This window comes from Streptomyces ortus (assembly GCF_026341275.1).
GTDB lineage: Bacteria > Actinomycetota > Actinomycetes > Streptomycetales > Streptomycetaceae > Streptomyces > Streptomyces ortus.
In genome coordinates this window covers 995,546-1,017,899 of record NZ_JAIFZO010000002.1, presented here as the reverse complement: position 1 = coordinate 1,017,899, position 22,354 = coordinate 995,546, and the positions used below count along the sequence as shown (strand labels likewise).

At 71.7% G+C, this 22,354-nt stretch carries 21 protein-coding genes and 3 pseudogenes; 13 read left to right on the top strand and 11 right to left on the bottom strand.

From position 1 onward, the window contains the following. Window positions 1-43: 43 nt before the first annotated feature. Window positions 44-457 (bottom strand): VOC family protein, encoded by a 414-nt coding sequence (locus K3769_RS07745; protein WP_267025694.1) that lies wholly within the window; start codon window positions 455-457, stop codon window positions 44-46. Window positions 458-620: 163 nt separating this feature from the next. Then, entirely contained in the window at window positions 621-1,511 is an 891-nt protein-coding gene (gene ypfJ, locus K3769_RS07740; RefSeq protein WP_267025693.1) for a KPN_02809 family neutral zinc metallopeptidase, read from the bottom strand. A 327-nt stretch (window positions 1,512-1,838) separates the two neighbouring features. Here ypfJ and K3769_RS07735 point away from each other — a divergent pair, with 327 nt between their 5' ends. The 3 genes from K3769_RS07735 (at window position 1,839) to K3769_RS07725 (ending at window position 4,982) form a co-directional block, all read left to right on the top strand. Further along, a complete protein-coding gene (locus tag K3769_RS07735; RefSeq protein WP_267025692.1) occupies window positions 1,839-3,437 on the top strand; it encodes an ABC-F family ATP-binding cassette domain-containing protein in 1,599 nt (532 codons plus the stop codon). Between the two features lie 398 nt (window positions 3,438-3,835). Beyond that, window positions 3,836-4,057, top strand: coding sequence for a helix-turn-helix domain-containing protein (locus tag K3769_RS07730; protein WP_006143370.1), 222 nt, complete (start codon window positions 3,836-3,838; stop codon window positions 4,055-4,057). Window positions 4,058-4,190: 133 nt separating this feature from the next. Then, a complete protein-coding gene (locus K3769_RS07725) occupies window positions 4,191-4,982 on the top strand; it encodes an enoyl-CoA hydratase/isomerase family protein (protein ID WP_267025691.1) in 792 nt (263 codons plus the stop codon). Window positions 4,983-5,029: 47 nt separating this feature from the next. Here the strand turns inward: K3769_RS07725 and K3769_RS07720 are convergent, their stop codons facing one another. Further along, window positions 5,030-5,770, bottom strand: coding sequence for a nucleopolyhedrovirus P10 family protein (locus tag K3769_RS07720; protein ID WP_267025690.1), 741 nt, complete (start codon window positions 5,768-5,770; stop codon window positions 5,030-5,032). Window positions 5,771-5,857: 87 nt separating this feature from the next. On the opposite strand from K3769_RS07720, the gene K3769_RS07715 reads away from it, so the two are divergent. Genes K3769_RS07715 through amaP form a run of 5 tightly spaced genes read left to right on the top strand, consistent with a single transcriptional unit; the run spans window position 5,858 to window position 8,186 of the window. Continuing rightward, window positions 5,858-6,352: an Asp23/Gls24 family envelope stress response protein gene (locus tag K3769_RS07715; RefSeq protein WP_267025689.1), complete on the top strand. Its 495-nt coding sequence runs from the start codon at window positions 5,858-5,860 to the stop codon at window positions 6,350-6,352. A gap of 34 nt (window positions 6,353-6,386) precedes the next feature. Beyond that, window positions 6,387-6,581 carry a hypothetical protein gene (locus tag K3769_RS07710; RefSeq protein ID WP_267025688.1) on the top strand — a complete coding sequence of 65 codons (195 nt, stop codon included), beginning with the start codon at window positions 6,387-6,389 and terminating at the stop codon, window positions 6,579-6,581. 5 nt (window positions 6,582-6,586) lie between these two features. Then, window positions 6,587-6,931 carry an Asp23/Gls24 family envelope stress response protein gene (locus tag K3769_RS07705; protein WP_267025687.1) on the top strand — a complete coding sequence of 115 codons (345 nt, stop codon included), beginning with the start codon at window positions 6,587-6,589 and terminating at the stop codon, window positions 6,929-6,931. After that, entirely contained in the window at window positions 6,928-7,602 is a 675-nt protein-coding gene (locus tag K3769_RS07700) for a DUF6286 domain-containing protein (protein WP_267025686.1), read from the top strand. Before K3769_RS07705 ends, K3769_RS07700 begins: the two co-directional genes overlap by 4 nt. 5 nt (window positions 7,603-7,607) lie before the next feature. After that, entirely contained in the window at window positions 7,608-8,186 is a 579-nt protein-coding gene (gene amaP / locus K3769_RS07695) for an alkaline shock response membrane anchor protein AmaP (RefSeq protein WP_267025685.1), read from the top strand. A 127-nt stretch (window positions 8,187-8,313) separates the two neighbouring features. Here the strand turns inward: amaP and K3769_RS07690 are convergent, their stop codons facing one another. The 5 genes from K3769_RS07690 to K3769_RS07670 all read right to left on the bottom strand — a co-directional run bounded on the left by K3769_RS07690 (window position 8,314) and on the right by K3769_RS07670 (window position 13,339). Beyond that, the gene (locus tag K3769_RS07690; protein ID WP_267025684.1) at window positions 8,314-9,069 is read right to left on the bottom strand and encodes an SDR family oxidoreductase; all 756 of its coding nucleotides are present in this window, start codon (window positions 9,067-9,069) and stop codon (window positions 8,314-8,316) included. Window positions 9,070-9,074: 5 nt separating this feature from the next. Then, on the bottom strand, window positions 9,075-10,952 hold the full coding sequence (locus tag K3769_RS07685) for a glycoside hydrolase family 15 protein (RefSeq protein ID WP_267025683.1): 1,878 nt from the start codon (window positions 10,950-10,952) through the stop codon (window positions 9,075-9,077). A gap of 97 nt (window positions 10,953-11,049) precedes the next feature. Beyond that, complete coding sequence (locus tag K3769_RS07680; protein WP_267025682.1) at window positions 11,050-11,841, bottom strand: SURF1 family cytochrome oxidase biogenesis protein; 792 nt, start codon at window positions 11,839-11,841, stop codon at window positions 11,050-11,052. Between the two features lie 65 nt (window positions 11,842-11,906). Then, window positions 11,907-12,140, bottom strand: a complete 234-nt coding sequence (locus K3769_RS07675) for a metallothionein (protein WP_079103534.1) — start codon at window positions 12,138-12,140, stop codon at window positions 11,907-11,909. Between the two features lie 152 nt (window positions 12,141-12,292). Further along, window positions 12,293-13,339 carry a DEDDh family exonuclease gene (locus K3769_RS07670; protein ID WP_267025681.1) on the bottom strand — a complete coding sequence of 349 codons (1,047 nt, stop codon included), beginning with the start codon at window positions 13,337-13,339 and terminating at the stop codon, window positions 12,293-12,295. A 257-nt stretch (window positions 13,340-13,596) separates the two neighbouring features. Between K3769_RS07670 and K3769_RS07665 the strand changes: the two are divergent. The 5 genes and pseudogenes from K3769_RS07665 to K3769_RS07645 all read left to right on the top strand — a co-directional run bounded on the left by K3769_RS07665 (window position 13,597) and on the right by K3769_RS07645 (window position 17,624). Then, window positions 13,597-14,444, top strand: a pseudogene (locus tag K3769_RS07665) (acetoacetate decarboxylase family protein). Next, a pseudogene (locus K3769_RS07660) lies at window positions 14,444-14,800 on the top strand (SDR family NAD(P)-dependent oxidoreductase); the annotation flags it as partial. The pseudogenes K3769_RS07665 and K3769_RS07660, both read left to right, overlap by 1 nt. Further along, window positions 14,781-15,822, top strand: a pseudogene (locus tag K3769_RS07655) (amidohydrolase family protein). The pseudogenes K3769_RS07660 and K3769_RS07655, both read left to right, overlap by 20 nt. A gap of 132 nt (window positions 15,823-15,954) precedes the next feature. Then, on the top strand, window positions 15,955-16,860 hold the full coding sequence (locus tag K3769_RS07650) for a sterol desaturase family protein (RefSeq protein ID WP_267025680.1): 906 nt from the start codon (window positions 15,955-15,957) through the stop codon (window positions 16,858-16,860). After that, window positions 16,857-17,624, top strand: coding sequence for a lysoplasmalogenase (locus tag K3769_RS07645; protein WP_372514882.1), 768 nt, complete (start codon window positions 16,857-16,859; stop codon window positions 17,622-17,624). The genes K3769_RS07650 and K3769_RS07645 overlap by 4 nt, the downstream gene beginning before the upstream one ends. Here K3769_RS07645 and K3769_RS07640 read toward each other — a convergent pair. The 3 genes from K3769_RS07640 to K3769_RS07630 form a co-directional block, all read right to left on the bottom strand. Continuing rightward, window positions 17,593-18,624, bottom strand: a complete 1,032-nt coding sequence (locus tag K3769_RS07640; protein WP_267025679.1) for a CopD family protein — start codon at window positions 18,622-18,624, stop codon at window positions 17,593-17,595. The two genes, K3769_RS07645 and K3769_RS07640, sit on opposite strands and share 32 nt — an antisense overlap. Before the next feature lie 264 nt (window positions 18,625-18,888). Continuing rightward, window positions 18,889-20,442, bottom strand: coding sequence for a S8 family peptidase (locus K3769_RS07635; RefSeq protein WP_267025678.1), 1,554 nt, complete (start codon window positions 20,440-20,442; stop codon window positions 18,889-18,891). 138 nt (window positions 20,443-20,580) lie between these two features. Further along, window positions 20,581-22,107, bottom strand: a complete 1,527-nt coding sequence (locus K3769_RS07630) for a S8 family peptidase (RefSeq protein WP_267025677.1) — start codon at window positions 22,105-22,107, stop codon at window positions 20,581-20,583. Window positions 22,108-22,354: the final 247 nt, after the last annotated feature.

Here is a 22,354-nt window from a genome sequence, read left to right as displayed (position 1 = left end):
CGGTGGGACTCGGACGCCGATGGGATTCGGGCCCCGGCAGGGCTCAGACCCTGGTCTCCGGGGCGTACGTGCCGAAGCTCCAGATGTTGCCCTCGACGTCCCTGGCCATGTAGTCCCGTGAGCCGTAGTCCTGGTCCGTCGGGGGCATCAGGATCTCCGCCCCGTGGTCCACGGCCCGCTGGTGGTGCGCGTCCACGTCGTCCACGACGACGTACACCCCGGTGGGGCCCGCGCTCTTCATGGCTTCGTCGAAGCGGCTGCCGGTGCCCCTGGAGCCCAGCATCACCGCGCCGTTGCCCTGCACCAGTTCGGCGTGCACGACCTTGCCCTCCTCGTCCTCGTACACCGACGCCTCCGTGAAGCCGAAAGCCTCCGTGAGCTGCCTGATCGCGGATTTCGCGTCCGCGTACAGCAGCGTCGGGCAGACGCTCGGGCGCCCGCCGTCCGTACCGGCCATGCCGATCACTCCCTCCGGTCCCCGCTGTCCTGTCCCACCGCTGGGACAGCACATGACTGTGACCTGCCCCACAGTCTGGCACCCGGCACTGACAACGCCCCGCGAACGGCCGTGAACGTCCGCGAACGCCGGACACCCCCCCGGGCGCACGCCCCGCGAACGCTCAGCGGAAGGTGTCGCAGCGGGCCATCTGTCCGGTGCGGTAGCCCTGGCGGAACCACTGCTGCCGCTGAGCGGCCGACCCGTGCGTCCAGGACTCCGGCGTCACCCGGCCCTGGAACCGCTCCTGGATCCGGTCGTCGCCCACGGCCGCCGCCGCGTCCATTCCGTCCCGGATGTCGGCCTCGGTGAGGCTGGTGACCAGCGGCCTGCCCGTCGACTCGTCCTTCGTGGTCGTCGCGTGGTGCGCCCACACGCCCGCGTAGCAGTCGGCCTGCAGCTCGACCCGGACCGCGTTGCTGTTCGCGCCGGTCCGCCCGTCCTGGGAGCGGTCCAGGGTCCCCGTCAGGTCCTGCACGTGGTGCCCGTACTCGTGCGCCACCACGTACGCCTGCGCGAACGGTCCGCCGCCCGCGCCGAACTTGGTCCGCAGCTCGTCGAAGAACCCCAGGTCCAGATAGACCTTCCGGTCGCCCGGGCAGTAGAAGGGCCCGACCGCCGAGGTCGCCGTTCCGCAGGCGGTGCCGACCCTCTCACTGAAGAAGACGGTCGGCGAGCGCGTGTACGTACCGCCGCGGCGCTCGAACTCCTGCGCCCAGAAGTCCTGGACGCTGTTGACCACCGCCACGACGCGGCAGTCCTCCTCGGTGTTCGCGTCCCGTCCGCTGCGGCACGTCTGCTGGACCTGGGCCAGGGACGAGGCTCCCGCCCGGGGCTCCTCGTCCCCGGAGGAGAGGCCCAGCTGGTCGGGCCCGACACCGAAGAAGAGCCCCAGCAGGAGGGCGATCAGACCGGCGACGCCACCGCCCACCGTGGCCCTGCCGCCGGGGATCCGACTGCCGCGCACATCCTGGACCTCGGAGGTGTCGAGACCGGTGTCGTCGTCGAACTGCATGGGCGCTCCACCCTCCGCGGACGGGACCTGCGGGGCCGCCGCTCCGGTGCGGCGTCGCCCCTGGCGCCATCCTCGCCCGCGTCCCGCAGCGCGGCGCCGGACGACGGGCCGAACGGGGGACCAGCGGGGGGACCGGCGGGGGACTGACGAGGAAAGGCCGCGGCCCGCCGCGGGGCAATGAGCGTCACACCCCCGAACACCCGCGCACAGAAAAAGTGGTTGCATCGCCCCGTTAGACTTGGCCCATGGCCATTCTCCTCGCGCATTAGACGGCGTGAACGCCTTCAGCCGCCCGCCCCGTCAACAACCCTGCCCAGGAGTCTGTCCGTGATTTCCGCTTCCGGTATCGAACTGCGTGCCGGCGCCCGCATGCTCATCGAGTCCGCCACCTTCCGCATCACCAAGGGCGACCGCATCGGCCTGGTCGGCCGCAACGGCGCCGGCAAGACCACGCTCACCAAGGTCCTCGCAGGTGAGGGCACCCCCGCCGCGGGCACCGTCGCCCGCTCCGGCGAGGTCGGCTATCTTCCGCAGGACCCGCGCACCGGCGACCTCGACATGCTGGCCGGCGACCGCGTGCTCTCCGCGCGCGGCCTGGACACCCTGATCCGCAAGATGCGCGAGAACGAACAGCGCATCGCGAACGGCTCGGGCGCCACCCGCGAGAAGGCGATGCGGCAGTACGAGCGCCAGGAGACGGAGTTCCTCACCAAGGGCGGATACGCCGCCGAGGCCGAGGCCGCCACCATCGCCGCCGCGCTCAACCTCCCCGACCGGGTGCTCGGCCAGCCCCTCCATACGCTCTCCGGCGGTCAGCGCCGCCGTATCGAGCTGGCCCGCATCCTGTTCTCGGACGCGGACACCCTGCTCCTCGACGAGCCCACCAACCACCTCGACGCCGACTCCATCGTCTGGCTGCGCGACTACCTGAAGACGTACCGCGGCGGCTTCATCGTGATCTCCCACGACGTCGACCTGGTCGAGACGGTCGTCAACAAGGTGTTCTACCTGGACGCCAACCGCGCCCAGATCGACGTCTACAACATGGGCTGGAAGCTCTACCAGCAGCAGCGCGAGGCCGACGAGAAGCGCCGCAAGCGCGAGCGGCAGAACGCCGAGAAGAAGGCCAGCGCGCTGCACTCGCAGGCCGACAAGATGCGCGCCAAGGCCACCAAGACCGTCGCCGCGCAGAACATGGCCAAGCGGGCCGACAAGCTCCTCGCGGGCCTGGAGGCCGAGCGGAAGTCCGACAAGGTCGCCAAGCTGCGCTTCCCCGACCCGTCCCCCTGCGGCAAGACCCCGCTGATGGCCGAGGGCCTGTCCAAGTCGTACGGCTCCCTGGAGATCTTCACGGACGTCGACCTGGCCATCGACAAGGGCTCGCGGGTCGTCATCCTCGGGCTGAACGGCGCCGGCAAGACGACCCTGCTCCGCCTCCTCGGCGGTGCGGAGAAGCCCGACACCGGCCAGGTCATCGAGGGCCACGGCCTCAAGCTCGGCTACTACGCGCAGGAGCACGAGACCCTCGACCCGCAGCGCACGGTCCTGGAGAACATGCGCTCCGCGGCCCCCGACCTCGACCTCGTCCAGGTCCGCAAGACGCTCGGCTCGTTCCTGTTCTCCGGGGACGACGTCGACAAGCCGGCCTCGGTCCTCTCCGGCGGTGAGAAGACCCGTCTCGCGCTCGCCACCCTGGTGGTCTCGTCCGCGAACGTCCTGCTCCTCGACGAGCCGACGAACAACCTCGACCCGGCCAGCCGCGAGGAGATCCTCGGCGCGCTGCGCACCTACAAGGGCGCCGTCGTCCTCGTCACCCACGACGAGGGAGCCGTCCAGGCGCTCCAGCCCGAGCGGATCATCCTGCTGCCCGACGGCGTCGAGGACCTGTGGGGCGCCGACTACGCGGACCTGGTGGCCCTCGCCTGAGCGGTCCGAGATATTTGATCGTTTGACTGATCCCGCCCCGACCCCTCGCTCACTCCCCACTGATCCACTCGCTGATCCACTTCGTATGGATCATTCGGCCGATCCGTGATCCATCATCTGAGTGAGATCTCCTCGTACCGAGGTGTGTCCTACACGCATTTCCCGGCCGGGCCCCTCGTTCTCGAAGGCCCGGCCGTGGTGCGTCGCTGACCTGGACCTTCGTCCGCGAACTCGTTCGGCGGCGCGCGCGGGAAGCGGATGGAATGCGGGATTCCGCTCATGGTGACGGGCTTTCACGGCGCAAGCTCGTCCCACCGACCTTGCCGAATGGGTGGCCAGGACGCTCATGAGGGGTGATCATGAGAAGTCCAGAGCGCACTTCCGCTGAGGAGGCACGGGTGGCCGAGACTCTGAAGAAGGGCAGCCGGGTAACCGGCGCCGCGCGCGACAAGCTCGCGGCAGACCTGAAGAAGAAGTACGACTCCGGTGCGAGCATTCGGGCACTGGCCGAGGAGACCGGCCGCTCGTATGGCTTCGTGCACCGGATGCTCAGTGAGTCGGGCGTCACGCTGCGTGGGCGTGGCGGAGCGACGCGAGGCAAGAAGTCCGCGTCGGCCTGACGCCGGACGGCTCCTCGTTCTCCGATGGTGACCACCCGGTCGGTTCCTTGACCGCCCGGGTGGTTACTGTGCAGTCACTTAAGGGTGTGCCCGCACGGCATCCCCGCTGACCGCACTCATCGGAGGCGCCCTCATGGCTTCGTTCGACTCGCTGCTCGACAAGGACGGCGTACGGCTCACCGTCGACGACGCGATCGCCACGGTGACGCTGACCAACCCGGCCAAGCGCAACGCGCAGAGCCCCGCCCTGTGGCGGGCGCTGGCCGAGGCCGGTCGGCTGCTGCCGGGCACCGTCCGGGTCGTCGTGCTGCGCGCCGAAGGCAAGTCCTTCTCCGCGGGGCTCGACCGGCGTGCGTTCACGCCCGAGGGCTTCGACGGCGAGCCGTCCTTCATCGATCTCGCACGCGGTTCCGACGCCGAACTCGACGCGGCCATCGCCGAGTACCAGGAGGGTTTCACCTGGTGGCGGCGGAGCGACATCGTGTCCGTCGCCGCCGTTCAGGGGCACGCCATCGGCGCGGGCTTCCAGCTCGCGCTCGCCTGTGACCTGCGCGTCGTCGCCGACGACGTGCAGTTCGCCATGCGCGAGACCGGCCTGGGCCTCGTCCCCGACCTCACGGGTACGCATCCGCTGGTGGGGCTCGTCGGCTACGCCCGCGCGCTGGAGATCTGTGCGACCGGACGGTTCGTGCACGCGGAGGAGGCGCAGCGGGCCGGGCTCGCCAACATCGCCGTGCCCGCCGACCAGTTCGACGCCACGGTGACTGAACTGGCCGCCGCGCTGCTGGCCGCGCCCCGGGACGCCCTGATCGAGACGAAGGCCCTGCTCCAGGGCGCGGCGGGTCGTACGTACGAGGAACAGCGGGCCGCTGAGCGGGGGGCTCAGGCGCGGCGGTTGAGGGACCTCGCGGGGCTCTCCGACTGAGGGACCGGCTGTTCGGCGGGGCGGGTGAGCGGGGGATGCGGGGCCGGTCAGCCGACCGAGGTCACCGGGGACACCGCCGTCACCGCCGTCACCAGGACCGCTGTCGTCGGACGGTCCGGGAGCGATGCGGTGACGGCCGCGCGGACCGCTCCGGCCACGTCCAGCGTGCGCTCGGTGTCGTCCACCGCGACCTCCACCCGGACGTGGCGGCCGGGCAGAGCCGTCCCGCCATGGGGCTCGGTGACGGTGATGTGTGCCTTGCTCGTCAGGACTGTCACCCCCGGGACGGCGAGCGCGGCGGTGGCCACACGGAACTCGTCCGTGCCCGGCGAGGGGCGTGCTCCGGCGGTGCGGGCGGCATCCGAGTCGGCCGGTTCCGACGGGCCCTCGCCCTCCTCCAGCAGGCCCGTCACCCGTAGGTCCACCTCCGTGACCTCAAGGCCCAGCGAATCCGTCGCCGTCGCGGTGAGGGTCGCGCGCAGGCGTGCCGCGGCCGTCGGCAGGGGCTCGGCCGGCGAGGCCGCGAACTCCGCGTCGACACGCAGCGGCCCCGGAGGCAGCGCGCTCGGCGGCGGGGGCACGGCCGGCTCGGACGCGCCGCCCGGGTCGGCGAGGCCGAGGCGCAGGGAGCCCAGGCGCACACCCCGCACGGGGCGTACCGCCCGGCGCAGTACGGCGACGGCCGCCGCCTCCGTGATCCACGCGCCGTCACCCGGGCCGCCCAACGGCAGCAGTCTGCCCAGGCCGAGCTGTTCCCTTACCGCTTGCGTCCATCGGTCCGCCGTCATCCCTCCAGCCTGCCGTATCCCTGGCGCGCGACCGGGCAACCCGTCCTAATGTGGGCGATGAGGCCCACCGAAAGGGGATGCACCGCGATGAGCGACACGACCCAGCGCAATCGGCCGGACGGCCCGGAGACGGAACAGCCGGACCAGCAGCAGATGAGGAAGGCCGCGGTGCCCAAGCGCGGCGGCGGAGATCCGTCGACCCGGGGGCGTACCACCATCGCCGACGGCGTCGTCGAGAAGATCGCCGGACTCGCCGCCCGCGACGTCCTCGGCGTGCACGCCATGGGCAGCGGCATCTCGCGGACCTTCGGCGCCGTACGCGACCGGGTGCCCGGCGGCAGCGCGAAGTCCGTTACGCGCGGGGTGAAGGCCGAGGTCGGTGAGGTGCAGACCGCGCTCGACCTGGAGATCGTCGTCGACTACGGCGTGTCCATCGCCGACGTCGCCCGGGACGTACGCGAGAACGTCATCGCGGCCGTCGAGCGGATGACGGGCCTTGAAGTCGTCGAGGTCAACATCGCGGTCAGCGACGTCAAGCTGCCGGAGGAAGAGGACGAGGAACCGGAGAACAGGCTCCAGTGACCGACCTGTCGAGGCTGAGACCGAGGAGCGCACCATGAGCATGGCCGTGATCGGCATGATCGCCGGAATGGCGCTGGGATTCGCCGGGTACTTCGGCGGGTTCGGCGCGTTCCTCCTGGTGGCCGCGCTGGGCGCCATCGGCTTCGTCGTGGGGCGCTTCCTGGAGGGCGACCTGGACCCCGGTGACTTCTTCCGGTCCCGCGGCAGCCGCGACGACCGCCGGCGGTGACGCGCGTGTTTGAAGCCGTCGCGCCGGGCGAACGGGGCGCCACGAAGATCGCCGACCGGGTCGTCGCGAAGATCGCCGCGCAGGCGGCCCGTGAGGCGCTCGACGCGCTGCCCTCCGGCGCGGCGCCCCCGCACGCCGCGGTCGTCGTCCACCGGGACGTCGCCCGCGTCAGTGTCAGCCTCGAACTCGGCTATCCCTGCGACATCGGCGGCCGGTGCGGTGCCGTGCGTCGTCGAGTCGCCCAGCGGGTAGAGGCGTTGGCGGGAATGAAAGTTCCCGAGGTCGCCGTCCAGGTGGAGCGACTGCACTCCGCGCAGACGCGCGGCGCGGCACAGGGGAGGACGCAATGAGCGAGCCCCAGGGCTCCGAGAGCACCCGACAGCTGCCCGTCATCGAGAAGACCGCCGAGAACGAACTGGGCCAGGCCACCTCCGCCGCCGACTACACACCCCTGCCGACCCTCGACGACACCGAGGGCGGCAACGGCCGGTTCTGGTCGCCCCGCCGCATCCCCGCGGGCGTCCTCGCGCTGCTGGTCCTGGCCGCCGCGGGGCTCCTGCTGTACGACGTCGTCGCCGTCCGCGCCGACCGGCCCGCCATGCACTGGCGCAGGTCCCTCGCCCGTGAACTCGCCGAACGGCCCCTGGACGACACCTGGGTGCTCGTCGGCGCCGGAGTCGCGACGGCCCTGGGCCTGTGGCTGCTCGTCCTCGCCACGACCCCCGGACTGCGCGACATCCTGACGATGCGGCGCGCCCACCCCGACGTACGGGCCGGCCTGCACCGGAACGCCGCCGCGACGGTGCTGCGCGACCGCGCCATGGAGGTGTCCGGCGTGCGGTCGGTCCGGGTCCGGATGGGGCGGCGCAAGGCGGACGTCCGCGCGGTCGCGCACTTCCGCGAACTCGACGACGTACGCGCCGACCTGGACGCCACGCTCGCCGACGGCGTCAGGGGGCTCGGTCTCGTCCGGCGGCCCGCGCTGTCGGTGCGGGTCGCCCGGCCGGGCCGGAAGGGGTGAACGGCATGCTGAAGATCGTGAACCGGATCCTGCTGGGCCTCGCGGGGCTGCTCCTGGTTGTGCTCGGCGGCTCCGTGCTCGCGGTGGGCCTCGGGGTGAACCCGCCCCTGTGGTGGATCCACGACGGGCGGCACGACGTGCTGCTGAGCGACGCCGACCGGGAGCGGTGGCGGGCCGACGGCTGGTCGTGGCCCGCCGTCATCGCCGCCCTGACGGTGGCCGTGCTGCTCGCCCTGTGGTGGCTGACGGCGGTGCTGCGCCGGCGCCGCCTCGCCGAGGTGCTGGTCGACACCGGCGACGGCGAGGGCGCGCTGCTGCGGGGCCGGGCCCTGGAGGGCGTACTGGCCGCCGAGGCGAGTGCGCTGGCCGGGGTACGGGGTGCGCGGGCGTCGCTCGTCGGCCGGCGCGGTGCCCCCGAGGCGCGGGTCCGCCTGCTCCTGGAGCCGCACGCCGACCCCGCCGAAACCCTGACCCGCCTGATGACGGAGTCCGTGGCCCACGCCAGAGACTCGGCCGGCCTCACGACCCTCCCCACAGAAACACACCTACGCGCAGCAAAACACGCCCCAGAACGAGTCAACTGACACGTCAAGGGGGCGCGCGGAACGGCGCATTCTTCTGCCTTTTCCCTTCAGGGGCGCGGGGAACGGCGCAAAAGCCTCACCGGCCCGCACCCGCCCCGCCCCCCGCTGCCGCAGGCACACCCCGGGATCAGAACCCGTTCCGCGCCCCGCCGTCCACCGGCACCATGACCCCCGTCAGATAGGACGCCGCGGGCGACAACAGAAACGCGGCAGTCCGCCCGAACTCCTCCGGCCTCCCGTACCGCCGCAACGGAATCCGCGCCTCGTTGGCCGCCCGAGTGGCCTCGGGATCGGCCGAGTACGAGTCCAGCTCCCGCACGCGATCCGTGTCGATCCGCGCCGGCAGCACCCCCACCACCCGGATCCCGCGCGGACCCAGCTCGTCGGCGAGGGATTTGGCGAACCCGGCGAGCCCGGGCCGCAGCCCGTTGGAGATGGTCAGCCCCGCGATCGGCTCGTGCACCGACCCGGACAGCACGAACCCGATCACCCCACCCTCGCCCAGCTCGGCGGCAGCCGCCCGCGCCAGCCGGACCGCCCCGAGGAAGACGGACTCGAACGCCGCCTGCCACTGCTCGTCCGTGGTGTCGGCGACGAAGCCGGGCGGAGGCCCGCCGACGCTGATCAGGATGCCGTCGAAGCCGCCGAACCGCTCACGGGCGGCCGCGATCAGGCGGGCCGGCGCCGACGGGTCGGCGTTGTCCACGGCCACCCCGTGGGCGTTCGGGCCGAGCGCAGCCGCCGCCTCGGCCACCGTCTTCTCGTCGCGCCCGCTGACGATCACCTTCGCGCCGTCGCCGACGAGTTCACGCGCGGAGGCGTGCCCCAGGCCGCGCGTTGCTCCGGTGACGACGTAGACACGGTCCCTCAGTCCAAGATCCATGGCCCCTATACTGCCTCGTCCGCTCCCGCCCCGTCCCCGTCTCCGTCCGGCACCCCGGTCCTCCCCTCGTCGTCGAACAGCGCGAGGGCGGTGCCGACCAGACCGATGTGGCTGAACGCCTGCGGAAAGTTGCCGAGTTGTCGGCCGGCCACGGGGTCGTACTCCTCCGCCAGCAGTCCCACGTCGTTGCGGAGCGCGATCAGCCGCTCGAACAGTTCCAGGGCTTCCTTCGTACGCCCCGTCAGATGCAGCGCGTCCGCCAGCCAGAACGAGCAGACGAGGAACGAACCCTCGCCGCCCGGCAGCCCGTCGACGTCCTTGAGGTCCGAGCCGGACGGCTCCGACCCGCGCGGCCCCGATCCGTCGAAGGAGGCGTCGTAGCGGTGTACGAAGCCGTCGCGGGCGAGTTCCGAGCGCACCGCGTCGACCGTGCCGACCACCCGTGGGTCGTCCGGCGGCAGGAAGCCGAGGCGGGGGATGAGCAGCAGCGCGGCGTCCAGCTCACGCGAACCGTAGGACTGCGTGAACGTGTTCCGCTCGGGATCGAAGCCGCGCTCGCACACCTCCCGGTGCACCTCGTCCCGCATCGCGCGCCACTTCTCGACGTCGCCGTCCAGCTCGGGGTTCGCCTCCAGGGTGCGTACCGTACGGTCGGCGGCGACCCACGCCATCACCTTCGAGTGCACGAAGTGGCGGCGCGGTCCGCGCACCTCCCACAGGCCCTCGTCGGGCTTGCGCCACGCCGTGTGCAGGAAGTCCATCAGGGCCTGGTGCAGGCGCCACATGTCCGGTTCGGCGGGCAGACCGGCGTGCTGCGCCAGCGTGAGGGAGTCGATCACCTCCCCGTACACGTCGAGCTGCAGTTGGTTCACGGCGTCGTTGCCGATCCGCACCGGCGCCGAACCCTGGAAACCGGGCAGCCACGCCAGTTCGTACTCGGGGATCCGCCGCTCGCCCGCCAGCCCGTACATGATCTGCAGGTCCGCCGGATCGCCCGCGACCGCGCGCAGCAGCCAGTTGCGCCAGGCCTCCGCCTCCTCCTGGTAGCCGCACGCGAGCAGCGCGCCCAGCGTGAGCGTGGAGTCCCGCAGCCAGCAGTAGCGGTAGTCCCAGTTGCGGACGCCGCCGATCTCCTCGGGCAGCGAGGTCGTGGGCGCCGCGACGATGCCGCCGCTCGGCGCGTACGTGAGGGCCTTCAGGGTGATCAGCGAGCGGACGACCGCGTCGCGGTGCGGTCCGTCGTAGCGGCAGCGGGCCGCCCAGGCCCGCCAGTCCTCGACGCTGTGCTCCAGCGCCTCGAACGGGTCGACGAGGTCGGGGCGCGGTTCGTGCGAGGGGTGCCAGGTCAGGACGAAGGCGACCCTCTCGCCCTCGGCGACCGTGAACTCCGAGTGCGTGCCGAAGTCCTCGCCCCAGGTGTGCACCTCGGGTTCGCTGCGCAGCCATGCCGAGTCCGGGCCGGCCACGGCCACCCGGTGGCCGTCGGACCTGCGCACCCACGGGACGACGGAGCCGTAGTCGAAGCGCAGACGCAGGGTGCTGCGCATGGTGACGCGGCCCTTGAGGCCCTCGACGATCCGTACGACGTCGGGGGCGCGGTCGCGCTGCGGCATCAGGTCGGTGACGCGTACCGAGCCGTCCTCGGTGTCCCACTCGGTGTCGAGCACGAGGGTGTCGGGCCGGTAGGCCCGCCTGGTGCAGGTGTCCGCTCCCTTCGGGGCGAGCCGCCAGTGGCCGTTGTCGTCGTCGCCCAGCAGCTTCGCGAAGCAGGCCGCGGAGTCGAAGCGGGGCAGGCAGAGCCAGTCGATCGAGCCGTCCTGGCCTACCAGGGCGGCGGTCTGGTGGTCGCCGATGAGCGCGTAGTCCTCGATGGAAGGGTGCACCTTTGCCGGGTTCCCTTGGGATCCGGCGATCAACCCGGCGGGTTACGGACTGCGCCGTTCCCCGCGCCCCTGGAGGGGCAAAGACGCCCCCCTGGTTTCAGACCGGGGTGGGTTCGGGGGACGGGGTGGGGGGTGTGTTCGCCGCTTCCTCTCGGTCGCGGCGTTCGCGGCGGGCCAGGATCACGAAGCCCACCGGGACGCCCGCGGCGAAGAGCCACCACTGGACCGCGTACGCCATGTGGGGGCCGATGTCGCTGTGGTTGGGCGCCGCGATCAGTTCGGGGACGTCGCCTCTGGGCTCGGGCGCGGTCAGTTCGACGTAACCGCCGAGGACCTGCTTGCCGAGCGCCTTCGCCTGCTGCTCGCTGTTGATCAGCATGACCATGCGGTCGGGCAGACCGCGTACGTCCTTGATGCCGCTGCCGCCGGCCGTCTCGTCGGCCATCAGCCGCCCGGTGACCGTGGTCTCGCCCTTCGCGGGCGCCGGAATTTTCGGGAACTCGGTCTGCGCGCCGTCCGCCGGGATCCAGCCGCGGTTGACCAGCAGGACCCGCCCGTCGTCCAGCACGAACGGGGTCAGTACGTGGAAGCCGACCTCTTCGTCGGAGTTGGTACGGCGGCGGACCACGACCTCGTCGGCGGTGTCGAACGTGCCCTTCGCCGTCACCCGGCGGTACAGGTTCTCGTGCTCGACCGCCTGCCCCGGCGCGGCCAGCGACTCGGCGGGCACGGGCTTCGCGGCCAGCGACTGGGAGATCACCCGGTTCAGGGCGACCTTGTGCTCGTGCCGGTGCAGTTGCCAGAAGCCCAGCTCGATCATCGTCGGGATGAGCGCGAGCATGATGAGGGTGAGGATCACCCACTGCCGGGACAACAGGAAGCGGTACACCCCACGACCGTACAACCGGGTCGTGGGGCGCGTTCGGTCGGGTACCGGGTCCCTCGCGTACCGGGTCAGACCCGGTCGATGATCCCCACCTTTCCCTCCGCGCGGGCGCAGTGGGCACCGCAGTACCAGTGGCCCTCGACCTCCACGCCCTGCCCGATGATCTGGACCCGGCAGTGCTCGCACAGGGGTGCCATGCGGTGGATCGCGCAGGAGAAGCAGTCGAAGACGTGCACCGCTCCTTGCGCGTGGACTTCGAAGGTCATTCCGTAGCTGTTGCCGCAAACCTCACATGTCGCCATGCGCCACAGGGTGGGCCGTTCCCGCGGTCCGGGCGAGCGGGCCGTGGGCGAGTCGCCCGGCAATCACCCGTCCGTACGGTCAGGTCCGTACGGTCAGGTCCGTACGGTCACGTCCGTACGGTCAGGTCCGTCCGGGCGTGTCCTCGGTACCGTCACGCCCCCGCTGCCGGTCCGGTCGGCGGTCCCGCCGCCGGTTCCACGTTCCCGAGGAGCTGGCCGAACGCCGCCTCGTCGACGACCGGGGTGCCGAACTGGCGCGCCTTGACCACCTTGGACGTACCGGACTCCGGGTCGTTCGTGACGAGCAGGCTGGTCAGCCGGGACAGGCTCGTCGCGACATGCAGCCCGGCCTCGACGGCCCGGTCCTCCAGTAGGTCGCGCTCGACCGAGGTGTCTCCGGAGAACGCGATCCGCATGCCCTGTTTGAGCTGCTTGCCCGGTTCGTACCGGCCCGGATTCGGATACGGGCAGGCGGGCCGCTTGCGCGAGGGACGCCAACTCGCGGGCGTTCCCGACGCGTAGCCGCCGGACGAGTAACCCCCCGCGCCCCCCGAACCCCCCGACTGCCGTCCGATGAGCGGGGCCGCCCGGTCCGTCCACTCCGTCAGCGGCCGGCACTCGAGCAGCGGCAGCCGTACGCCGTCGCGTGCGGCCGTGTGCAGGCTCGGCCGGAACGCCTCGGCGAGCACGCGCGCGTCGTCCAGCGCGTGGTGCGCGCGCTGCTGCACGACGCCGAAGTGCGCGGCCAGCGACTCCAGCTTGTGGTTGGCGAGCGGCAGCCCCAGTTCCTTGGACAGCGCGATGGTGCACAGCCGCTGACGGACCGGCGCCTCGCGCCGGGCACGCGCGTACTCCCTGGCGATCATCGACCAGTCGAAGACCGCGTTGTGCGCGACGAGCACCCGGCCCTCCAGGCGGGTCGCGAACTCCTCGGCGATGTCCGGGAACAGGGGCGCCCCTTCGAGCACGTCGCTCGTCAGGCCGTGGATCCACACCGGGCCCGGGTCCCGCTCCGGGTTGACCAGCGTGTACCAGTGGTCCTCGACCTCGCCGCGCGCGTCCAGCCGGTAGACCGCGGCCGACACTATGCGGTCGTCGCGGGCCAGCCCTGTGGTCTCGACGTCGACGACCGCGTACCCCTGGGGATAGGCGGCCGGCCACGGGGTGGCGGACGGTGCGGTCTGACGGTCTTCGAGCATGGTCACTGAGGATAAGGGGCGCGACTGACACTCCTGTCCCCGGAGTCCGAACCCGGGGCGGGTTCAGGCCCTTTCGACGACATTCCGGCGATTTCCGCGGGCTCGTGCCTGCACGGCTGTGGACCATTGCCGCGCCCGGTGCGACCGTGCTGCGCGCCCGGCCCGAACGGCCGGTGCACGCACGAGGGACACGCGCGAGGCACACGCACGAGGCACACGCACGAGCGGAACGCATGCGACGCGAAGGGCGGTACGGCGTGGCACGCGTACGGTACGGCGCGCGGACCGGGGCGGAGATCGCCGCCGCGCGCACCGCGGGTTCCCGGCTCCCCCCGACATCTGGTCCACCGGGGTGGCGGCCGTCTGGGAGAGCGACCCGGACGCGGTCGCGGCGGTCCTTCCGCCGCCGCTCAAACCCACCGGCCGTCCCCTCGTGCGGGTGAACATCAGCAAGGTGGACCTGCCCGGATACCCGCTGGGCGCCGGGTCGTTCGCGGTCGCCGCCGCGCACGGCGGGGTCGAGGGCTGGTATCCGCTCGTCGTGCCGATGACCCACGAACGGGCTCTCGTCGGCGGCCGGGAGGTCTTCGGCGAACCCAAGAAACCCGGCGAGGTGACGGTCGAACGAGAGGGCCTCGTCGTACGCGCCGCCCTCGCCCGGCACGGCATCGAGTTCGTGGAGGTGCGCGGCGCCGTGAGCGGGCCGCTGCCCCTGCCGGAGCCGGCCCGGAAGACCGACTTCTACTTCAAGTTCCTGCCCGCGGTGGACGGTTCGGGCGATGGCTCGGCCGACGGTCCGGGTGATGGTCCGGGAGGCGGTTCCGGTTTCGACGCCGGACCCGTCCTCGTGCACTGCGTGCGCAACGAGAAGGTGCGGAAGCTGGAACGGGTCTCCGGCGACGTCGTCCTGCGGGAGTCGGTGTACGACCCGGTGGCCGACCTTCCGGTCCGTGAACTCCTCGGGATCACCCTCGGCGAGAAGACCACGGACCAGAGGGGCACGGTCGTCGAACGCGTCGACGCCCAGGCGCTGTTGCCCTACATCCACCACCGGTACGACGACCCCCGGCAGATCCTCGACGGGCCGCCCCGGGGGAGTGTCTGATGGAACTGGCCGTGGGACAGGTCGCCGTCGTCACGGGCGCCGCGAGCGGGGTCGGCCTCGCCCTGGCCCGCCGGTTCGCGGCCGACGGGCTGAAGGTCGTCCTCGCCGATGTGGAGGAGGGCGCCCTGGAGAAGGCCGCCGCCGCGCTGCGCGAGGACGGGGCCGTGGTGCACGCGCGCGTGGGGGCCTCCGTGCTCTTCCCCGGGCCCCACATGCTCCGTACGGGCCCGTGGGAGACGCACCGCAACCGGCCGGCCCGGTACGCCAAGCAGCGGCCCCGCCGAACCCCGTACCGCAGCCTCGGCCAGTGGGAGGCCGCGATGAGGGAGGCGGGGAATCATCTCCTCCGACTGCCACGCCGGGCTGCCCACCGAGGAGTACCGGCCCTACCTGGAGGCCCGTTTCCACCGGGACTTCGACGAGTTCCTCGCGGGGCAGGGCCGCCGCCGCGAGGAGATGACCCGCCTGGGCATCCGCAACGAGTCCTTCGCCGACAAGTGGTTCCGCGACAACGAGGAGGGCCTGCGCGGCGGCTGGGACTCCGCGCAGCGCCTCAAGGAGCCGGACGGCGACGGGGTGGCGGGCGAGGTCGTCTTCCCGGACGCGGACGCCGTGGACAGCCGCACGGCCGCACCCTTCGGAGTGGGCCTCGGCCTCTCCGGCGACCACGACCCGGACCTCGGCATGGCGGGCCTGCGCGCCCACAACCGCTGGCTCGCGGACTTCTGTTTCCTCGCCGCAGCTCGGGGAGGAACCGGCGGCCCGGGCGGTCTTCATGGTGGAGACGACATGGTTCTCGCACCGCGCCCTTCGGCACCTGATCTTCGGCGGTGCCTTCCACCGGTACCCGGGCCTCCGGCTCGTCCTGACCGAGCAGGGTTCGGGCTGGATCCCCGGAGTGCTCGACATGCTGGACTACTACCACGGCCGCCTGGTGGCCGCGGCGACGAAGACGGCCACCGCGGAGTCCGAGTTCGGCGCGGGGCTCGCCGCCTCGATGGGCAGGGGTCCGTCCCGGGTATGGCGCGACAACTGCTTCGTAGGGGCGAGTTTCATGCGCCCGCACGAGGTGCCGCTGCGGGACCGCATCGGCCTCGACAAGATCATGTGGGGCAGCGACTACCCGCACGACGAGGGCACGTACCCGTACAGCGGGCAGGGCCTGCGCATCGCGTACGCGGGCCTGCCACCCGAGGAGATCAGGGTCATGGCGGGCGGCAACGCGGCCCGCGTGTACGGCTTCGACCTGGCCCTCCTGGATCCCGTCGCCGCGAAGGTCGGGCCGACGGTGAAGGAGCTGGCCGAGCCCCTGACCACCCCGCCACCGGACGCGACGAGCCCGGCGTTCGCGAGGGGAGGTTCGGTACGGGTCTGGTGACTCCGCACCGATGGGGCGGGCCGCACGGTGACGGGATTGGCGGGGATGGCCAAGAAACAAGCGCGTACCGTCGGTAATACTTGTGGGTAACAACGTCTAGCCGCAGCCGGCCGGCCGTCCTACGGTGCAGTAATGCCGAACCTGCCCGATGTCGTGCTGTGGTCGATACCCGCCTTTGTCCTGCTCACCGTCGTGGAAATGGTGAGTGTCCGCGTCCACCCGGACGAGGACGCCGCGGGGTACGAGACGAAGGACGCCGCCACGAGTGTCGGCATGGGCCTGGGGAGCATGGCCTTCGACTTCCTGTGGAAGATCCCGATCCTCGCCGTCTACACGGCCCTGTACGAGCTGACACCCCTGCGCGTGCCCGTCCTGTGGTGGACCGTGCCCCTGCTCCTGCTGGCGCAGGACTTCTTCTACTACTGGTCGCACCGTGGGCACCACGTCATCCGCATCCTGTGGGCCTGTCACGTCGTGCACCACTCCAGTGAGAAGTTCAACCTCACCACCGCGCTGCGGCAGCCCTGGACGACCTGGACCGTATGGCCGTTCTACGTGCCCCTCATCGCCCTCGGCGTCCATCCCGCCGCGCTCGCCTTCTGTTCGTCCGCGAACCTCGTCTACCAGTTCTGGATCCACACCGAGCGGATCGACAAGCTGCCCCGGGCCTTCGAGTTCGTCTTCAACACGCCTTCGCACCACCGGGTCCACCACGCCTCCCAGGGCGGTTACCTGGACCGGAACTTCGGCGGGATCCTGATCGTCTGGGACCGGCTCTTCGGGTCGTTCGTCCCGGAGACGGACCGGCCCGTCTACGGACTGACCAAGAACATCCGCACCTACAACCCGATCCGCGTCGCCACGCACGAGTACGCCGCCATCGCCAGGGACCTGCGGGCGGCGCGGAGCTGGCGCGAGCGGGCCGGGCGGGTGTTCGGCGGGCCGGGCTGGCAGCCGCGCCCCCCGGAGCCCGCGCCCGCCTCCTCTCCCGGGCGGGGCGCGCCTACGGAGGCCCCCGTCACGGAATCCGCCGCGTGAGTAAGCGCCACGCGCGCGTGCTGACCGTCGCCCTCGGGGTCTCCTTCGCTCTCGTGAGCGCCGTGGATCTCGTCTCCCTGGCCGTCGGCCTCGACATCGGTCACGCCGTGGCCAAGCCGCTGCTGATGCCCCTGCTCGCCGTCTACGCGCATCTGCGCGGCGGACCCCGGCTCCTCGTCGGCGCCCTGCTGTGCGGATGGGGCGGCGACGTCCTGCTCCTCCTCGACGCCGAACCGGCGTTCCTCGCCGGAATGGCCTCCTTCGCGGCGGGCCATGTCTGCTACCTGCTGCTCTTCGCGAAGCTGGGGAATCCGGGGAAGCCCGGCGAGGGGAACGCTCCCCGCAGACGTGCCGGGCGGCTCACGGCAGCCGCGTACGCCCTCGCCCTCCTCGTCACCGTCGCCCTCCTGTGGCCCGGCCTGCCCGCCGGCCTCCGCGGCCCCGTCGCCGCCTACAGCCTGCTGCTGACGGCGATGGCGTACGGCGCCACCAGGCTCGGGCCCGTCGCCGCCGCCGGGGGAGCCCTCTTCATGCTGTCGGACACCCTCATCGCGACCGGCGTCGCCGACCGGCCGCAGCCGCCACGGCCCGACCTGTGGATCATGCTGACCTATCTCGCGGCACAGTACCTACTGGTCACAGCCGTACTCAGGGTGTCCGGCGCGCGCCCCGGGCCCTCCGACGCCGAGCCCCCCGAACCCTCCTGCGCCACGCACCCCGGGAGCCGGCCGGTCACCAGCGGATCGGCACCGGCACCGCCGTGAGCAGGGCCGAGACCGCCACCACGAGCCCCAGCACCACGACCTCCGCGCGCGCGGGGGAGTAGGCGGTGAGCGGATCGGCCGCCCGGCTCAGCCTGCGTCTGGCCCACAGCGCGAGGAGGGCGACGACGACCACGAGGAGCACCTTCGCGAGCAGCGTGCGCCCGTACGCCGTCGTCGTCAGCTGGTCCACCACCGTGCCGGGCGGCATCCGGCGCAGGGTGCTGCAGACCCCCGTCGCGGTGATCGCGGCGAGCAGAACGGCCGCCACGCGCGCGTAGAGGCCCAACAGCGCGGCGCCCTCCCCGGGGGCGCTGTTCCGCCACCGGAGCAGCGTGCGCAGGACATACAGCAGCCCGCCCGCCCACAGCGCCGCACAGGTGACATGAAGGAGGGTTAGGCCCGAACCGGCCAGCGGACTCTGTTCGGTCGTCGGATGGGCGCGCAGGGCCTCCGCGACGGCCACCGCGGCCAGCGGCCACACCTGGGTGCCCGGCCGGCGCGACAGGGCGCACAGACCCAGCACGACGAACGCGTTGACCTCCAGGAGCGCCAGCGCGCCGTCCCTCGACTGGTACAGCCCTCCGATGTCCATGTCGGAGAGCCGGCGCGGCACCAGGTTCCCGGTGGCCACCACCGACGCCAGACCGAGCGCGGCGACGAAACCGGCCGCGGCCGACACCGGCGCCCAACTGCGCGGCGCGTCCTCCCACGGAGCGCCGGGCACCCGGCGCGCCAGCCGGGCGACGAACAGCTCGCCGACCGGCACGCACACCGCCGCGAACAGGACCGTCCGCAGCAACGCGATCCCGCCCACCCCGGGCGCGGCGGCCTCGCCCGTGCCGCTCAGCGCGAGGGACGGGCCCAGCAGGGGGATCAGCGCGGCCAGCGCCACCAGGGCCAGGACGGTGACGGAACGCCGCAGGGAGGCCGCGCTCACCCGGGCAGCGCCCGGCTCGCCGGCCTCGCCACCCGTGTCGGCAGTGGGTCGTATCGCACTCACCCCAAGATCTTCACCAGTCGTCCCAGACCGGGGCAAGTCCTGGAAAACAACCGGCGGAACGGCATTCCACCCGCCCCACGGGCATTCCGCCCATTCATACGCGCCCGGCCGCTCCGCGACTCAGCCGGGGCGGAGCCAATCCTCGCCCGTCGGCAAACGCCCGTCAGCACGAAGGGGCCGGACAGCACACGGCTGCCCGGCCCCTCACGCAGTGCCCTCGGCTCGGGCAGTGCTCTCCCGCAGTGCCCTGGGGCAGCGCGGGTCCTACTTCGTCACCGCGTCCAGCGCGTCCGCCGTGCCCCAGCCGTAGAAGCTGTTGCGGTTCTTCGAGCCCTCGCACACCGCGTCGACCTTGCCGTCGCCGTCGATGTCGTACGGGTCCGTGCACGGCGTGGCGTCGGCCTCCGCGTACAGCAGGGCCTTGACCAGGGCGGCCGAGGCGTGCGGGTGCGTCGACTTGATCAGGGCCGCGACGCCCGCGACGTGCGGCGACGCCATCGACGTACCGGCCATGTAGCCCCACGAGCCGCCCGGCAGCGGGCCGAGGATCAGGCCGCTGGTGGCGGGCGGGGCGGGGGTCTGGTAGCGCGTCGAGTCGCCGCCGGGGGCCGCGATGTCGATGACGCCCAGGCCGTGGTTGGAGAAGGACGACTTGATGCCCTTCGCGCCGGTCGAGGAGACCGTGACGACGCCCGGCAGCTGGGTCGGGATGTCCAGGCACTCGGACGGGTCGATGACGCGGTCCGAGGGGGTCGAGTCGTTCGGCGAGGTCGGGTCGGCGATCTCGTCGGCGGCGAGGTCGTAGTTCTCGTTGCCGGCCGCCGCGACGTTGACCGTGCCCTTCTTCTCGGCGTACTTCGTGGCCCGGGTGAGGGCCTCGACGAGCGCCTTCTGGTCCGGGTCGTTCTTGCAGTTGAAGTACCACGGGTCGGTGTAATAGCTGTTGTTCGTGACGTCCACGCCGTGCTCGGCCGCCCACATGAAGCCGCACACGACGGCCTCCGTGTAGAAGAAGCCGGCCGTCGTGGAGACCTTGATGCCGGACACCTTCACGCCGGGCGCGACACCGGTGACGCCGACACCGTTCTTGGCGGCGGCGATCTCGCCCGCCACGTGTGTGCCGTGCGGGCTCTCCTCGGCGCTCGGCCGCCAGGCCCCGTCGGTCGTGTCCGGCTTGCCCGTCACGCAGTTGACCGACGCCTTGCGGTCGAAGTTCGGCGCGATGTCGGGGTGCGTGTCGTCGACGCCCGTGTCGATCACGGCGACGGTGACCTTCTTGCTGCCGAGCGTCTTCTCGTGCGCCTTGTCCGCCTTGATGGCGGGCAGGTCCCACTGCAGGGGCTCCAGCGGGTCCTGTCCGGCGGCGGCCTCGACGTCGGCGATCTCCTCGGCGGTGAGCGCCTTCGGGGTGCCGACGTCGGTCGTGGACTGCGCGGGCAGCGGCGCCGTACGCGTCGAGCCGGCCGACTGGACGCCGCGCGTCTTGCGGATGGTCTTGGCGAAGTCGGCGTTCGACGAGTGGACGACGATCACGCCGATCCGGTCGTACGACGTCACGATGGTGCCGCCGGCCTTGGCGATGGCCTTCTTCACGTAGGACGACGTGCCGTGCCCGGAACGGACGTTGACGACATAGCTCAGCGGGGTGCCCTCCGCCGAGATCTTCCCGGCCACGTCGGCCGCCGTGGTCGCCCCGGTCCCGTCGGCCGCCGGAGCGGCGGACGCGTTGACGTTCGGCAGGAAGGCGAGGGCCGTGGCCATGGCCATTCCCAGCGGGATGGCTATGAAGCGACGCGAGCGCGTAGTAGGCGCGGTCATGCTGTCTCCAGTTCGTTTTCGCGAGTTCGAGCGGGCCGTGCGGGCGGTACGAGGTGTACGGGTGGTGCGGGCCGTACAGGTGGTGCGAGCGGTGCGGGTCGTGCGGGAGTCCCCTGGCGGAAACCGGCGGAAACCGGGCTACTTGACCGCCTTCAGCGCGTTGACGATGCCGAAGCCGTAGAAACCGTTCACGCGCTTGCCGCCCTCACAGGTGGCGTCCTGCGTGCCGTTGCCGTCCTGGTCGTACGAGTCCGGGCAGCCCGGGTTGTCCGCCTGGGCCTTCAGCAGCGCCTGCAACTGGGCCGGACTCGCCCACGGGTGCTCGGACTTGAGGAGCGCGGCGACCCCCGCGGCGTGCGGCGACGCCATCGACGTGCCCTGGAGGAAGCCGTACTGGTTGTTCGGCAGCGTGGAGAGGATGCGGCCGTTCTTCGACGGGGTGTCCGGGATCTGGTAGAGCCGGTCACCGCCGGGAGCGGCGATGTCGATGACACCCTTGCCGTACGTCGAGTAGTACGACTTGAGGTTCTGCACGCCGGTCGCGCTCACCGTGACGACACCCGGCAGCTGGGTCGGTACGTCGAAGCACTCGTGCGGGTCGATCGTGCGGGTGACCGGCGTCGAGTCGTCGGGGCTGGAGTCGTCCACGATGGCGTCCGAGGCCAGGTCGTGGTTGGAGTTGCCGGCCGACGCGAGGTGCAGGGTGCCCTTCTTCGTGGCGTACTGCTGGGCCCGGTTGACCGCGTCGAGGATCGCCTTCTGGTCCGGGTCGTCCATGCAGTTGTAGAGCCACGGGTCCACGTAGTAGCTGTTGTTCGTGATCTCCACGCCGTGGTCGGCGGCGAACACGAACGCGCAGACGACGCTCTCCGGGTAGAAGAGCCCGTTGTCCGGGTCGCTGACCTTGATGCCGGAGACCTTCACACCGGGCGCGACACCGGCGACGCCGATGCCGTTGCGGGCGGCGGCGATCTCACCGGCGACATGCGTGCCGTGGTAGTCCTCGGCGGTGTACGGACGCCAGGCGCCCGCACTCGTGTCGGCCACGCCGCCCACGCAGTTGGCGGACTGCTTGGCGGAGAAGTTGGGGGCCAGGTCCGGGTGCGTGTCGTCGACACCCGTGTCGATCACGGCGACCGTGACCTTCCTGCTGCCCGGGTTGATCTTCGCGGCCTTGTCGGCGCCTATCGCGCGCAGGTCCCACTGGTCGGCCTCTAGGGGCTCGCTCCCGGGGGTGGCGGCGGCCTTCACCTTCGCGGCCTCGGCGGCCGACAGGTGGTCGGCGGCGCCCTCGTCCGTCGTACCCGCCGCGGTCAGCGGGGTCGTACGCGTCGCGCCGGCGGACTGGACGCCGCGCACCGCGCGCATCCGCGGTCCGAACTCGGGGTCGGCCGAGTGGGCGACTATGACGCCTATGCGGTCGTACGTCGTGACGACGGTGCCGCCGGCCTCCGCGATCGCCTTCTTCACCGCACCGATCGTGCGGTGGTCGGTCTTCGTGTTGACCACGTACGCGAGGTTCGGCCCGTCGGCGGCGGTGACCGCGGGGGCGGACCGCTGCGGGGCGGCCGAAGCGGCACCCGGCAGGAAACCGAGCGTGGCGGTGAGGGACAGCACGACGGGCACGGCGAGAGCGAGACGGCGTCTGGAGCGCAGATGAGCCATGGGATCTCCACATCATCCGGAAAAGGAACCGGCCCGAACACAGGTGGTGCTCGGGCAGGTACATGACTGGGTGGTGCAGGGCGAAGCTATCTCCCGCCATCCCTGGCCAGCAATGACTTACGGGGATGTCTTGTGAAACGCCCGAGCCGTGTTCCGAAAGAAGTGCCGGGTGTTGAACCGCTCCCGGTGCGGCGCCGTGACGTTGAGCAGGGAGCACGAGCACCGTCGGGCCCCCTGTTGGATCACG